Below are 15,119 nucleotides of genomic sequence, written 5' to 3'. Positions count from 1 at the left end.
TCATGGTTCATAATTAAATGCTTTGGGTAGCTTTATAAGTTGCCCAATTTTTTTAATCGCTGAGACAACTCATAACTTCTTACATTCTAAACCTCTGCCAACGCTCCAAATATTTTTTACCAAAGATCGGTTCTTTCCGGTCGAAAATAGCATAAAGACCTAATTTTGCCCGGTCAATCACTAAAAACCAGATAAACCCATAACCCCAACTGGCGGCTGTCCAAGGAAACCCAATGCCAGGAATAAAAATTCCGAAAATTGCCATCAGGGTTGAGATTAAAGCTGCTGTTCCTGTTGATAATAACAAAGCTTTGCCAGGTTTCATCGACCAGAAATGCCCCTCGACACGAGTAGCGTAAATGGTCATCATTCCCCCGACGGCAAGGTTTAAATAAACTAAGGTAGGGATGAGATCTTTGGGAATGGTAAAGACTTTTTCGGCCAGGTAATAAAGAATAAACGTCTCGAAAACACAAATAAGTCCTAAAGCGGCTGAAATCCCTAATGTTCTGGTCATATCCCATGATTGGGGAGTTTGCGATGTAGGAGCGCGATCGTAAGCAATGCTGACTAATGCTCCATCATTAAGTAAAGCCAAAAACACGATCATTACAGCCGTTAAGGGATAGGAATTGAAGAAAAGAATCGCTAAGGTGGTAAATACCAACACGCGAATGGTTTCAATGACTCGGTAAATGGTATAGCTAGTCATGCGGGCGAAAATTTGGCGACTCAGCCGAATAGCATCAATAATCACTGAAAGTCCAGGGGCCAGCAAAACAATATCTGCCGCCGCACGGGCCGCATCTGTCGCCCCAGAAACAGCAATTCCCACATCTGCCTTTTTTAGTGCTGGCGCGTCGTTAACCCCATCTCCTGTCATGCCTACAATATGACCCCGATGTTTGAGAACATCAACAATGTGATATTTATCTTCGGGAAACACTTGACCAAACCCGTCAGCTTGCTCGATTTCGTCATTTAAGTTAGATAGTTGACTAGCGGGAGTATTTCTCAGCATTTCTGCATCGAGAATGTTTTGACCTAAGCCTAATTGTCGGCAGGTTTCTCGCGCAATTAAGACTTGATCTCCTGTCACCATCTTCACCGGAACCCCAAACCGACGGGCAGCTTCAATGGTTATTTTAGAATCAGGACGAGGAGGATCAAACAGGGAAAGAATACCGAGAAACTGCCATTGTCCGAGATCGTTAGTGCGGGCTACTCCTAAAGCCCGATACCCTTTTTTGGCATAGTCTTCGATCACCTGATTGACTGGCCCTTCTATGTCTGCTGTATTAACGACAAGGGATAAGATAACTTGGGGCGCACCTTTGGCCACATTAAAAGTCTTGCCGTTTTGGTCTTGTACCTGGGCTTCTGTTCGTTTACTGACGGGATCAAAGGGGGTAAAGTGCAGGATCTGATACTCTTGAAGTTGGGTTTGATCTTTGAGTCCAGCGATCACGGTTAAATCGATGGGATCTTCATTTTCTGACTGGGATGCTAGGGCTGCCGCTAGAATCATTTCCTCGGCGTTAACCCCTTCTAGGGTATAAGGATCGCCTAAAGTTAATTGATTTAGAGTCAGAGTTCCGGTTTTGTCAGAACATAGCATATCCATTCCCGCTAATTCTTCAATGGAAGACAAGCGAGTGACTACTACATCTTTCTTGGCTAAGTTTTGCGCCCCCACTGCCATACTAATCGACAAAACCGTGGGCATAGCCACGGGAACGGAAGCAACAGTTAATACTAAGCAGAATTTTAGCAAGGAGAAGAAGCGATCGCCTTCATAGAGTCTGACAAAGAGGATGATACCAACTAGGGCGATCGCCGCAATAATTAAAAAGTCTCCAATTTTTAAAACGGCCTTCTGGAAATGACTCACATTATCGGTTTCGGCGACTAATTTGGCTGTTTTACCAAAAAAGGTATTAACTCCTGTGGCATTGACGACAGCCTCTGCTTGTCCTTGTTTGAGGATGGAACCGGAGTAAACCTGATCCCCTGTTTTGTGAGTCACAGGGAGAGATTCTCCTGTTAAGGAAGCTTGATCAATTTTGAGAGGATCACAGTCTAATAAGCGTCCATCAGCAGGTAAGACATCCCCAATTTTGAGACGGATGATATCTCCTGGGACAAGTTCCCTTGCTGGTACTGTTGTCCAATGTCCCTCCCGTTTGGCAGTTGCATTAAGAGCTAGTTGAGATTTAAGGGCCGCGACGGCATCCCCTGCGGATTTTTCTTCCCAAAATCCAATGACACTATTTCCGACTAATAATAATAAAATAATGCCAAAATCTGTCCAATCTCCTACTAATGCTGATAGGATAACGGCTGCCTCAATCATCCAAGGAATAGGGCCCCAAAAATAAGAGAGAAATTCTATTAGTGGATTAACGGTTTTTTCTTCTAATTCGTTATAACCGTATTGAGAAAGGCGACTTTCGACTTCTGTTTGATTGAGTCCATTGGGTGATGTTCCCAACTGTTTCATCAAGTCTGGTAAGGATAAATCTGAGGAAAGAACGTTAGTATTATTCATTTTCTAACAACTCCTTAGTTTCCCTTAAATTATACTGGATGATAAAAGAAACTTACTCCCAAAATAAAATAAGTGGCTAAAAGTAGAGTTCCATCCAACCAATTAGAACGCCCACTAAAACTAATTAAATTAGTAACTGTAACAGCCACAGCCATTGCAACAACCTCAAAAAAGTTAAAATCAAGATCCATTCCTGGATTCATTCTTCCTCCTACTAAAATCAATAAAGGCGCGACCAATAAAGTAATTAATAAACTATCACCTGTAGCCGTGGCCACTGTTAAATCCATCTGATTTTTTAAAGCTAATCGAACTACGGTAACAATGCCAGCTACATCACTAATTAAAGGTAATAAAATTACCCCAGTAAATAATGGTGTAAAACCGAATCCATCGATAACAGAATCAAGATCTTTGACAAATAATTCCGATTCAAAAGCCACTCCCATTGTCATCAGAAGAAGTACAATTATCCATAACCATAACTGATGATAAACACCTGTTAGTTTTTGTCCTTCTAAGGAATCTGATTCAGTTTCAATTGCTACACTAACATCATAAAGATAACTGTGAGTTTTTAAGGAGAATAATAAGGTTAATCCATAGACGATAATTAAGACAGTTGCTACCATCACAGAGATTTGCTCAATTGCTTTGGGATCAACTAAATTTGAGGTATTAATCGCTAGTGTGGGTAAGGCGATCGCAATCACTCCTAAAGTCATAGATAATCCGTTGACTCTCGCTAGAATTGGTTGAAATTCTTGTTCTTTATAACGAATTCCTCCTGTCAACATAGCTAATCCTAAAAAGAGCAGTAAATCGCTTAAAATGCTGCCTGTAATACTTGCTTTGACCAGATCAACTAATCCTTCTTTTAAAGCAACAAATGCAATAATTAATGTGGTAGCACTGCCAAAAATAGCATTGACTAAACCCCCTAGGGTTGGCCCGGTAAAAATCGCCACTTTCTCCGTAGCGATACTTAACCCAATGGACAAGGGAATAATCGATAAAACTGAATAAATAAAACTAAAACTCTTGTCCCAATTCAGAACATCTGCTGCGATAGAAAGTGGCACTAAAATTAAAAGAAATAGAGCGACGCTTTTTTCAAAAGTTATTTTTAACAAAAGTTTCTCCTTATTATTTGCTGTTAAGTTTAAGAGTCATTCGCTGCTCTCCTTTTGTCTAATAAATTCTTCAAGTTGTTCAATCTGTTTCTGCTGTTTTAACAATAAGTTTTTGAGTTCAACTATTTCTTGTTCTCTCAGAAGGTCTACTTTATCATGAAGTAATCCTATTTCTAATTCAGCCTTCATATTAACTTCGTAGTCGTGTTTAGCTTCTTGGCGATCAACTGCTGCTTGGCGATTTTGACTCATCATAATAATTGGTGCAGCATAAGCAGCTTGAAAAGAAAGCACTAAATTAAGCAAAATGAAAGGATAGGGGTCCCAATGCTTAACAAAAGCAACCCCATTCAGCATCACCCAAATTGATAAAATAACCGATTGAATAATGATAAAACGCCAAGATCCCATAACGGCAGCAAAACCATCAGATAAGCGATCGCCCATCTTGATGATTGGTTTAGGGGGATTTTGTGCGGGTTTTCGTTCTCGGAGTCTCAGTAGTAGTTTATATTCTTCTGGACTCACTTTGGGGCGGAGTGGATGTCTATAAGCCATTAGCTTCCCTTCCCTGTGTTACAAAAAACTCATACTGCGATCGCCAATTAAAGCGATTTCCCAATCCGCCATAAACAAAGACTAAAGCCGGAGAGTCACCGGAATGGTAACAAACTTGTCGCTTTACACCTCGACGCAAAGAGATTAATTGGCCCATCTAATTTTTATTTGATATTATCACCTTAACTCTCTGTACTGTTAATGGGGTCGCCGAAACTTGGGATGATATTGAACTCAACGGAAACTGTAAATATAAATGGTTGAAAAAATTTCATATTAATAATGGTAATATAGAGGGAAATTACCAAAATCTCTCTAGCTAATTTCATATATTAGTTACCACATTGAGCGATGAAAAAAAATCAAGAATCCTAAAATTTCAAGTAAAAATATCCCTAAACTCTCTCAGATTATTATGTGTCAATTATTAGGAATGAATTGTAATATCCCAACTGATATTTGTTTTTCTTTTGAGGGTTTTTGTACGCGAGGAGGACAAACAGATGAACATAAAGATGGTTGGGGAATTGCTTTTTTTGAAGGGAAAGGATGCCGATTATTTTTAGATGCAAAACCATCTACAAACTCTCCCATTGCTGACTTAGTGAAACGCTATCCTATCCATTCTACCCATGTTATTGCTCATATTCGTAAAGCAACTAAGGGAGAAATTAGGTTAGACAATTGTCATCCTTTTCGACGGGAACTTTGGGGACGATATTGGGTTTTTGCTCATAATGGAGATTTACCAGATTTTGAGCCTAATAATTCTCAATTTTATCAACCTGTGGGAACGACGGATAGTGAACAAGCTTTTTGTTTTATTTTAAATAAACTACGTCAAGAATTCCCCCAGGAAAAGCCCCCTTTAGCGATACTTTACCATGCCTTGAATGAGATTACTTTATCCTTAGCTAATCTGGGAATCTTTAACTATTTATTATCTGATGGGGAGTCATTTTTTGCCCATTGTTCCACTAAATTACATTATATCATTAGACAAGCTCCTTTTGGGGCTGCCCATTTAATTGATCAAGATGTTACGGTAGACTTTCAAGCATTGACCCGTGAAAGCGATCGCGTGGCAGTTATTGCGACCACTCCCTTAACAGATAATGAAGTTTGGACACCCTTACAACCTAATCAATTAATCGCTTTTCAAGATGGTTTACCTCTCAAAATTAGCTAACTAAATTAAGAGATTTCTTGAATTTTTTTAGCCAACTCAACATGAAGTTTATGACTTGCTTTATAAGCTAAAAAATGAGCTTGAGGGATAGTTCCTAATAAACTTAAATCTCCTACCAAATCCAATAACTTATGACGTACAGGTTCATTTTCAAACCGTAAAGGAGGATTAACCCAACCATTGCGATCGCAAACTAAAGCATTCTCTAAATTACCTCCTTTAATTAACCCTGCTTGTTTTAATTGTTCAATCTGATCAGCAAATCCAAAAGTTCTAGCAGGGGCAATAAAATCGACAAAAGATTCTTTTTTTTGATTCCAACTAATCCATTGATTACCAATCGCTTCATAGGGATAATCAACCCCATAGCTAAACAGCATTTCTGGGGCAGGAAGGGCCGCTACAAAAGCATCTCCATCCCTAACCCATATAGGTTCATTAATGGGGCTTCCTGGCACTATTTTCGACGGTTTCAGACCCGATTTAATAATAGCATCAACCCAATTTTTAGCTGATCCATCTAATAAGGGAACTTCGGGGCCATCAATTTCAATTCGAGCATTTTCAATACCACAACCTACCAAAGCAGCTAATAAATGTTCTACGGTGCGAACCGTAGCATTATTAGAGCCTAATTCTGTTGATAAAGTTGTTTGTTTGACTGAAGAAACTTGAGCAGGAATGATGGGTTTTTCTGGTAAATCTACCCGCACAAAATAACGTCCTTCTCCAGATTTTGCGGGTAAAATTGTTACTTGAGTAATTGCCCCAGAATGTAAACCAATTCCTGATAATGTAAAGCCTTTTTCAATCGTTGATGTCATCATCACTCCTCTATAAAATTGATTTATCCTGTTTTCATTTGAGTTATTAATACTGTAACATAAGCATACTTCGGCAAGCTGTTATTGAGCGTAGTCGAAATACAGTATAAGTTTCGATAACCTGACATAATTATGTCACAATTTATCTTTATTTGGCACTAAAATAAGATTAGTCCTGCCATGATCTCCGTATTTTACCGATGGAACCTTTAACCCTTCTTGCTACTATTGTTACCATTACTATAACAGGTGCTTTAAACCGTGTGGGTGAAATTGCCCTAGATGGTACTATAGACAAATTTAAGCGACTTATTGAAAGAGAACATCCTGATACTTTACAACAATTACAAGCAGCAGCGTCTAACCCCGCAGCGTTACCAGAAACGATAGAGGTAATGGCAACTTTAATTGAAAATGATGCTGAGGTGAAAGCTATTGCTGAAAAGGTAGCGCAGGAAAACAACAAAAATCCTCAAGTAATTAAATATATGAAAAATGTCGGTTTTATTGCAGAAGCGGGGTCAAATATCACAAATTTTACTCAGAATTTTAACTGAATAAAGTCACCTGTTGGGGAACTGGTAAACAAAACTCCCCCAAAACGTATCCCCTTTTGTTCTCGTTATTTTGTGGGACGAGAAACAGAAATGATGCGTCTAGAAGAAGACTTAAAACGAGGGGATATGGTGGCGATTTCTGCAGTTGCAGGAGTTGGAGGTATTGGTAAGACTGAGTTGGCGAGTCAATATGCTAATAAATATCAAAATAATTATCCTGGGGGAATTATTTGGTTAAGCGAAGGTGTCAATGATATTAGTTTAGAAGTTCTGCAATTTTTCCAAGTAGAACTTAAGCTGGATGTTCCTTTTAAAGATTATCAAGATAGACCTTTATCGGTAAAGCAACAGATTAATTATTGTTGGCAACATTATCCTTTTGATGGTTTGGTTTTGGTGGTTTTTGATGATATTACTAACATTGAAAATTTACTGGAATCTATTCCAGAAGATAAACGCTTTCGTCTTTTAGTAACAACTCGTTTACGAAATTTAGACCCTAATTATTTTCAGACTATCCCTTTAGATATTCTCTCGGATACAGAAGCATTAGAACTGTTAACTAAGTTACTTGGTGACAAAGATAAACGAACCCAAAAAGAACCCGAAAATGCAGCTAAATTATGCGAATGGTTGGAGTATTTACCTTTGGGAATACAGTTAATTGGGGGATATTTAAGAAATGATCCTGATTTATCTTTGGTTAGTCTATTAAGTCAGCTAGAAACCAAGGGACTAGAAGATGCTTCTCTACAAGAAAAAAGCGAATACAAGATTAAAAAGGTCTTTGCTTTCACTTGGGAGAAACTCAACCCTATTACTCAACAAGTGGGAATGTTCCTCAGTTTATTCTCTCCTAAAGAGATTGTTTGGGAGGTAGTAGAATATGTAGCTATTGGGGAAGATTTAGCAGAAAATAGAACACCTTTAAATCTATCGACGGATGAGTTAAACGAAGGAAAGAAGGAACTATATAGTTATCATCTTTTACAACGGGATGATACAGACGAATATTATAAAATTCATGCACTGGTTCGTCTCTTTTTGCAGGAGAAATTAGTAGAGTCTGCTGCTTTTTCTCTCATGAATACTTTTAGTCAAAATTTAATCGCTATTTTCCAAAATATTAACCAATCTCCCACCCTAGAACAGATTGATTTTTATCGTTTCTTCATCCTCCATTTAGAAGAATTAGGGAACTATTTAAGTGAAACTATTCCTAACTCCCCTTCCTCATCTTTTGAACAATTTAAGGTACAGCTACAACAGTCAGTTACAGATAAACAAATTATTAGGGTATTTATTAGTTTAAGTCGCTTTTTTAATGGTCAAGGATTGTATTTAAGTGCAGAACCTTGGTCTAAAAAATGTCTAGAAGTTGTGATAAAACGCTTAGGAGACAATCATCCCGATGTCCCTACTTCCCTCAACAATTTAGCAGCTTTGTACGATTCCCAAGGAAGGTACGAAGATGCAGAACCTCTCTATTTACAAGCATTAGAACTGAGTCAACGACTATTAGGAGACAATCATCTCGATGTCGCTACTTACCTCAACAATTTAGCAGCTTTGTACAAATCCCAAGGAAGGTACGAAGATGCAGAACCTCTCTATTTACAAGCATTAGAATTGAAAAAACGACTATTAGGAGACAATTATCCCAATGTAGCTACTTACCTCAACAATTTAGCAGCTTTGTACGATTCCCAAGGAAGGTACGAAGATGCAGAACCTCTCTATTTACAAGCATTAGAATTGAGAAAACGACTATTAGGAGACAATCATCCCGATGTCGCTTCTTCCCTCAACAATTTAGCAGGTTTGTACAATTCCCAAGGAAGGTACGAAGATGCAGAACCTCTCTATTTACAAGCATTAGAATTGAGAAAACGACTATTAGGAGACAATCATCCCGATGTCGCTTCTTCCCTCAACAATTTAGCAGAATTATACCGTTCCCAAGGAAGGTACGAAGATGCAGAACCTCTCTATTTACAAGCATTAGAACTGAAAAAACGACTATTAGGAGACAATCATCCCCATGTCGCTACTTCCCTCAACAATTTAGCAGAATTATACCGTTCCCAAGGAAGGTACGAAGATGCAGAACCTCTCTATTTACAAGCATTAGAACTGTGGAAACGACTATTAGGAGACAATCATCCCCATGTCGCTTATTCCCTCAACAATTTAGCATTATTGTACAAATCCCAAGGCAGGTACGAAGATGCAGAACCTCTCTATTTACAAGCATTAGAATTGAGTAAACGATTATTAGGAGACAATCATCCCGATGTCGCTACTTCTCTCAACAATTTAGCAGAATTATACCGTTCCCAAGGAAGGTATGAAGATGCAGAACCTCTCTATTTACAAGCATTAGAACTGAAAAAACGACTATTAGGAGACAATCATCCCGATGTCGCTACTTCCCTCAACAATTTAGCAGCTTTGTACGATTCCCAAGGAAGGTACGAAGAAGCAGAACCTCTCTTTTTACAAGCATTAGAACTGTGGAAACGACTATTAGGAGACAATCATCCCTATGTCGCTACTTCCCTCAACAATTTAGCAGCTTTGTACAAATTCCAAGGAAGGTACGAAGAAGCAGAACCTCTCTTTTTACAAGCATTAGAACTGTGGAAACGACTATTAGGAGACAATCATCCCGATGTCGCTACTTCCCTCAACAATTTAGCAGCTTTGTACGATTCCCAAGGAAGGTACGAAGAAGCAGAACCTCTCTATTTACAAGCAATTAATATTAGTCGAGAAAGATTAGGAGAAAATCATCCTAATACCCAAACCTTTCATCAAAATTATAGGATAATGTTGTCCCAAAGACGCAACCCCTGGAAACGACTATTATTAGGATTAATTCAAGGGGTTTTAAGACTGTTGATTTTACCCTTTTATTATGTTTGGTTAGGGTTGCGGTGGTTGGTTAGAAGGTTGCGTCATTAATGAATTATTATGAATTATTGTAGGGGCATGGCATTAACCAATTATTGACCCCATCCAAAATTTATAAATTGCCATGCCCTAATTTAATTATCGATAACCAATTATTGACCCCATACATCATTTATAAATTGCCATGCCCCAATTTAATTATCGATACAATAAATTAATTAAATTATTAATAATGGGTTTGGGCATGGCAATATAATTGTTTAGGTTTCATCCTGAGATTAATGATGCCATGCCCCTACAAATTAAATCAATACAACAAGAACAGATTAATTTAAGCTGCCAAGTCATAATTTTTGACCGTGAAAATAGGGGTTATAGGCGCACAATTTAGAATCGTTCCCCAATACCAAAATGGACACGAGAGTCACCCTCATTAGTAATCCCATAGTCTACCCGAATGGGCCCTACAGGGGATTGAATTCTAAGCCCAACACCATAACCATAGCCATCACTGGGTAAACCCCGCACAACCCCAGGAATACCTCGGACAGAGCGTTGAGATTTAATAGTGGTACCGTAGTCAAAAAAGAGAGTCGCCCCGACAGAAGGAATAATCGGAATACGGTATTCAGCCGTAGCTTGGAAGTAACTGCGTCCGTTACCCAATTCCCCCTCATTGTAACCCCGCACCGAATTACTACCCCCGATTACAAAGGCTTCATAGGGAGGTAAATCTTCAAAAACCGTTCCTGCTTGAACATTAAAAGCCAGAGCTTGGGGTTTAGGCTGATCTTCCTCAATAAACCCTAAATCAACAAAATCTACGGGAATGTAGTAACTATAGTTACCCCGTAAACGAGTAAACCCGATATTTCCTGACCCCACCGGAACCGTTTGTTCTATTCCTAAGCGCACCACATAACCACTGGTAGGCCGTAAGGGGTTGTTGCGGAAATCTTGAGCCGCAGCAAAGGTTAAGGTGAAAATATCATCCCGTCCCGAATCACTAAAGGACAGGGGTTGTTCAGGAAAGCCATTAAGGGGAGCAGAAAGGGGAGCAATGTCACCATCAGAGTTTTCAATCAGGACCCGTTGATAGTTAACGCCGGCCGTCAGTCGCCAGTCTGGTTTGAGAAAGGGATTATCAGATAAAGGACGAGCAAAGGAAACCCCACCCCCTGAGCGCACAACCCTAGGACTATCAAAGCCGTTGAGGGTTCTAATGGAGGAGTCATCCCCATCATAGACGAGGGAAATGGTACGACGGCGGAACCCGTTTACCGTGTAAGCTGTCCGATAGGGATCGCCCGCAATCCAAGGATCGGTAAAATTGACATCAAAGAGCAATTCCCGTTCCCCGACTTGCACTTCTCCCCCGATGGTTTGGTTATTGCCCCCTAGGTTTTGTTCTTGATAACTCACCGTCCCAAACAGTCCGCTAGTAGAACTGATCCCAGTCCCTGCGGCTAATGATCCGGTATTACCTTCTACCACATCGACGTTAACGATGACTTCTCTAGCGTCTTCCCCTGGACTAAAGGAAATTCGTACATCTTCAAACAAACCTAAGCCAAAAATCCTCTGTAAATCAAATTGGGCCGTCCTGCGGTTGAATACGTTCCCTGGTTTGAGTTGCATCTCACGGGTAACGATAAAATCACGGGTTCTGCCGTCAACAGGTTCATCTTCCGCATCAAAGAACCGCACTTGAATATTTTCAATCACCCCTTCAGCAATAATTAGGGTGACAACGCCATCATCACTGACTTCAGGGGAACCGATCACCTGGGCCAGATCAAAGCCTTTTTCGGCATACCATTCATTGAGTTTTTTGATCCCCTCTTGTAAATCTCGTAGATTGAGGATTTTACCGTATTGAGTGCCAAAGATTTCTTGAATGACTTCGGGAGGTAAAGCCCGCTTGTCTTCAAGCTCAGGGACGGTATTAACCACCACATTATTTAAGACAGGGTTAGCTTCTACAGTATAGGTAATTTGTACCCCTAGAGGCGTATCGGCGGGGGTTACTTTCACATTGGCAAAAAATCCGGTGGCATAGATAGCGTTAACATCTTCTTGCAGTTGAGAACGGGTAGCCGTGCGTCCTGGTCTGGTTTGAAGGGTATTATAGACTAAATTTTTTAATTCTTCGTTGACCCCCTCGATCAGCACTTCTACCACCAATACCCGTGGCTCATTTTGGCTGCTTCCTTCCCCTTCTTGGGGTGGCGGTTGCAACCCCTCTGGGACTGGTGGAGCATCGGGACTGGGACTCTCCTCTGGGGGGGGGACAGGTTCCGGAATGTTTGGCGGTGGCGGAGTATTAGGATCTTCCGTTGGGGTTTCTTCCGTGGCCCCTGGTTCCGATCTTGGGGGTGACTCTGACTCAGCAGGGGTCACAGGTTGTGATTCTGCGGCAATGGCTTTTTCTAAGCTAAACACCTTGGGAAAGGGTTCCATCGTCTCAGAAGGTTCATCAGATGCAGTTTCTAACCCCAAAGGATCGGGAAAATCTAGGGAGGGTTCCGCTTCACTCAAGCTTACCATCGAGGGCAGATCTTCCCCGTGAACAGGTTTTCCTGCCACCAATATCGCAGTTGTTGCCAGAATGATCCCCAGGAAGGGAAAGAAATGTAACTTTTTGATCTCGTTTGACACGTCCACACACCCAATCAAGCTATAGCGTTGTTAATGTTATCCGTTGCTTGTTATTGACCCATCATAAGCTAACAGCGTGCCTAACAGCCGAGCCATATTACCCAAGATCCTGACTATGACTAGCGGAGAATGTTCCAAGATCTTTAGATTTTACCTTGGGATAATTTTGCTAAGACTCGCTGTTGTACTTGTTGATAAGCGGCTTCCACTTGGCCTAAATCTCGACGAAATCGATCTTTATCAAGGACTCTGGCCTGGGGATCTGTTTCGGTTTGATCCCAAAGGCGACAAGTATCAGGACTAATTTCATCCGCTAATAAGAGTCTTCCTTGACTATCAATGCCAAATTCCAGCTTAAAATCCACCAGAGTAATTTGACAACTCTCGAAAAATTGCTGCAAATATTGATTGATGGTTAGGGCAAGATTTTGCAGTTTTTCTAGTTGTTCGGGAGTGGCTAGTTCAAGAATTAAGATGCGATCACGGGTTAATAAGGGATCTCCTAATTCATCATTTTTTAGGTAAAATTCTACCAAGGGAAAAGATAAAATTTGACCTTCTTTTAATCCGGTTTGACGACATAAACTTCCGGCGGCAATGTTTCTTATCACGACTTCAAGGGGCAGAATTTTCACCCGCCTTACTAACATTTGGTCGGGGCTTGGTTGTTCAAGAAAATGGGTGGCAATGTCTTGAGATTCTAACCATTGAAAGAGGGCAGTTGAAATTTTACAGTTAATTTCTCCTTTCCCCTGAATGGTTCCCCGTTTCTGGGCATTAAAGGCGGTTGCATCATCTTTAAAATGGGTTAGCAATACCTCTGGATCGTCGGTGGGATAAAGAATTTTTGCTTTGCCTTCGTAGAGTTTTTCCATGATGATTAATTAGGTTAAGAGCCTCGAAAAAAACAGTATTTTATCTGTTATTTGTCTAGAGAATTTAGATGATAGGTAGAGATTTTTTCAGGAAACAGGTACTAAAAAATCCAGGGGAGATTGAGAACCTATCCACCAAGCTTCCCCAATTCTCCTATGATGTTTAAAATCGGTAAATGCACAGTGATAATAGGTTCGCCAAGCATCATGTAATAATGTGATACCATCGGGTTTCATCAAGGAAGCACTTTCGATTAAACACCGTCTTCTGTATCGTCCATCTACTAAAATGATGTCATATTTTTGATTAAGCTTACTAGGTAATCCAACATAAGCATCACCATTGGGTAAGTTAGTCGGTTTACTCATCACAAAAGGGGATCTTACAATCCCTAAATTAAAAACGTGAAAATGATTATTGCCTAATTCATGACGTTTTATATTGCTGACATTATCAAGGGTATTATCAGGATAAAAAGTTACGTTTTTTGCAGTCACAAAATCCTGGGGTAACTTACTGGCAAACTCCTGAAAATATTCACGATCATTTTCCAGAGAATCCCAAGTAAATTGATAGCCATGCTTGTTTAATACGGAAGGGAAATAAAGACTACTTCTCCCACAACCCCATTCTAAAACAGCGATAGATGAATTAGCTTTTGAGGCTTTAAATAATAGAATTTCCTCTAAGAGTTCAGCATCGATTTCAGTCATCATTGCTTTTTCGCTAGGAGGACTAATCGTTTTGTCATCGTCGGAAATGATGTCAGGATTGTAATAAATCAAGTCGGTATTTATAGATTGAATAAACTTACATAGAATAAGTGTATCTGAGTTCGGTATCTCTGACAAGTTAAGCTTGACTTTTTCCCATGATTTTGCCAAACAAGATCAAATGTTTCTCAGAAGCAAGGCTATTTAGTCGAAAGTTGTTAATCGAAAATATCCTGGGCGAAAGTCAAAAAACTTACGAAGATATGATGATATAATAATTCGGAGATAAATTTTCGGTAATCGGTCATCCTTCCTCCCCCAAAATTGGGAATTTTGACTATATTTACTAAACCAATCATGTCATTTTTTATCACCCCTCAAGGACAAGAACGAGAAATTAAAACCCTAGGTAGTGCGTCTTTAGATGGCACTCCCTTAGATTATATTGTGGTCATGGCCGCAGTGGTTACGGTATTGGCTTTTATCCCCTTTTCCATTACCATTGGTTCTGGCGGGGTATTTCCCTTAAGTCAAGGCATTTTTCCCCTTTTAGGATGGCTTTTAGGGCCTTTTGGTGGGGCAGCAGCCAGCGGCATTGGTACCTTAATTGGAGTGTTTTTAGCCCCCCACACCGCAGGTATTCCCCTAGTCTCAATTTTCGGGGCAATGATCACCAGTTTTGCCGCCGGATCAATGGTATTAGGTAAGAAGCGAAAATATTGGTGGTTTGGCTTAGCTATTATTTTTATAATTTGCTTATTTGTTTATAGCAGTCTGGCTATGAAGAATGGCGTTTCTCTTCCTATTATTATCGTCGGTTCTTTTATTGATTGGTCAGCACTAATATTGTTTATTTTACCGACTCGTACTCTATTCGCTCGATGGATCAATAGTTCCAATCTTCGTCTGGTCGGATTAGGATTATTTTTGGGAAGTTGGATGATTGCTGGATTGTCTCATCTCATTAAATGTGCCATAGTTTATCCGATTTATAATTGGCCAGAAGCTACCTGGTTATTTCTAACACCTATTATGCCTTTAGAAAACTTAGTTCGCGCTTTAGTGGGGGCATTTATTGGGGTGCGAGTGATTGCGGGATTACGGGCCATTGGTTTAATGAAACCTAAAGAAGCTATTTACTAATTATACT

At 39.9% G+C, this 15,119-nt stretch carries 12 protein-coding genes; 4 read left to right on the top strand and 8 right to left on the bottom strand.

Annotation, left to right across the window (positions count from 1 at the left end; translation table 11 throughout):
- Window positions 1-79: 79 nt before the first annotated feature.
- The 4 genes from VB715_RS10895 to VB715_RS10880 are packed head-to-tail and all read right to left on the bottom strand — an operon-like array spanning window position 80 to window position 4,396.
- Entirely contained in the window at window positions 80-2,548 is a 2,469-nt protein-coding gene (locus tag VB715_RS10895) for a plasma-membrane proton-efflux P-type ATPase (protein ID WP_323301230.1), read from the bottom strand.
- A gap of 29 nt (window positions 2,549-2,577) precedes the next feature.
- Window positions 2,578-3,672 carry a calcium/proton exchanger gene (cax, locus tag VB715_RS10890; RefSeq protein ID WP_323301345.1) on the bottom strand — a complete coding sequence of 365 codons (1,095 nt, stop codon included), beginning with the start codon at window positions 3,670-3,672 and terminating at the stop codon, window positions 2,578-2,580.
- A 45-nt stretch (window positions 3,673-3,717) separates the two neighbouring features.
- On the bottom strand, window positions 3,718-4,239 hold the full coding sequence (locus VB715_RS10885) for a DUF1003 domain-containing protein (RefSeq protein ID WP_323301229.1): 522 nt from the start codon (window positions 4,237-4,239) through the stop codon (window positions 3,718-3,720).
- Window positions 4,229-4,396, bottom strand: a complete 168-nt coding sequence (locus VB715_RS10880) for a hypothetical protein (RefSeq protein WP_323301228.1) — start codon at window positions 4,394-4,396, stop codon at window positions 4,229-4,231. The genes VB715_RS10885 and VB715_RS10880 overlap by 11 nt, the downstream gene beginning before the upstream one ends.
- Before the next feature lie 258 nt (window positions 4,397-4,654).
- Between VB715_RS10880 and VB715_RS10875 the strand changes: the two genes are divergently transcribed.
- Complete coding sequence (locus tag VB715_RS10875; protein ID WP_323301227.1) at window positions 4,655-5,428, top strand: class II glutamine amidotransferase; 774 nt, start codon at window positions 4,655-4,657, stop codon at window positions 5,426-5,428.
- 5 nt (window positions 5,429-5,433) lie between these two features.
- Here VB715_RS10875 and lpxC read toward each other — a convergent pair whose 3' ends face one another.
- Entirely contained in the window at window positions 5,434-6,252 is an 819-nt protein-coding gene (gene lpxC, locus VB715_RS10870) for a UDP-3-O-acyl-N-acetylglucosamine deacetylase (protein ID WP_323301344.1), read from the bottom strand.
- 200 nt (window positions 6,253-6,452) lie between these two features.
- Between lpxC and VB715_RS10865 the strand changes: the two genes are divergently transcribed.
- Together VB715_RS10865 and VB715_RS10860 are read left to right on the top strand one after the other, a co-directional pair.
- Window positions 6,453-6,809: a hypothetical protein gene (locus VB715_RS10865; protein ID WP_323301226.1), complete on the top strand. Its 357-nt coding sequence runs from the start codon at window positions 6,453-6,455 to the stop codon at window positions 6,807-6,809.
- A 90-nt stretch (window positions 6,810-6,899) separates the two neighbouring features.
- The gene (locus VB715_RS10860; RefSeq protein ID WP_323301225.1) at window positions 6,900-9,773 is read left to right on the top strand and encodes a tetratricopeptide repeat protein; all 2,874 of its coding nucleotides are present in this window, start codon (window positions 6,900-6,902) and stop codon (window positions 9,771-9,773) included.
- A gap of 336 nt (window positions 9,774-10,109) precedes the next feature.
- On the opposite strand, the gene VB715_RS10855 is transcribed toward VB715_RS10860, so the two are convergent.
- The 3 genes from VB715_RS10855 to VB715_RS10845 all read right to left on the bottom strand — a co-directional run bounded on the left by VB715_RS10855 (window position 10,110) and on the right by VB715_RS10845 (window position 13,972).
- Entirely contained in the window at window positions 10,110-12,269 is a 2,160-nt protein-coding gene (locus VB715_RS10855) for a BamA/TamA family outer membrane protein (RefSeq protein ID WP_416336930.1), read from the bottom strand.
- 254 nt (window positions 12,270-12,523) lie between these two features.
- Entirely contained in the window at window positions 12,524-13,255 is a 732-nt protein-coding gene (gene purC / locus VB715_RS10850) for a phosphoribosylaminoimidazolesuccinocarboxamide synthase (protein WP_323301223.1), read from the bottom strand.
- 87 nt (window positions 13,256-13,342) lie between these two features.
- On the bottom strand, window positions 13,343-13,972 hold the full coding sequence (locus VB715_RS10845) for a hypothetical protein (RefSeq protein WP_323301222.1): 630 nt from the start codon (window positions 13,970-13,972) through the stop codon (window positions 13,343-13,345).
- Between the two features lie 354 nt (window positions 13,973-14,326).
- Between VB715_RS10845 and VB715_RS10840 the strand changes: the two genes are divergently transcribed.
- Window positions 14,327-15,112 carry a hypothetical protein gene (locus VB715_RS10840; protein ID WP_323301221.1) on the top strand — a complete coding sequence of 262 codons (786 nt, stop codon included), beginning with the start codon at window positions 14,327-14,329 and terminating at the stop codon, window positions 15,110-15,112.
- Window positions 15,113-15,119 lie beyond the last annotated feature (7 nt).

The organism is Crocosphaera sp. UHCC 0190 (assembly GCF_034932065.1).
In the GTDB taxonomy this organism is placed as follows: Bacteria; Cyanobacteriota; Cyanobacteriia; order Cyanobacteriales; family Microcystaceae; genus UHCC-0190.
This window is presented reverse-complemented; position numbering and strand designations above follow the sequence as displayed.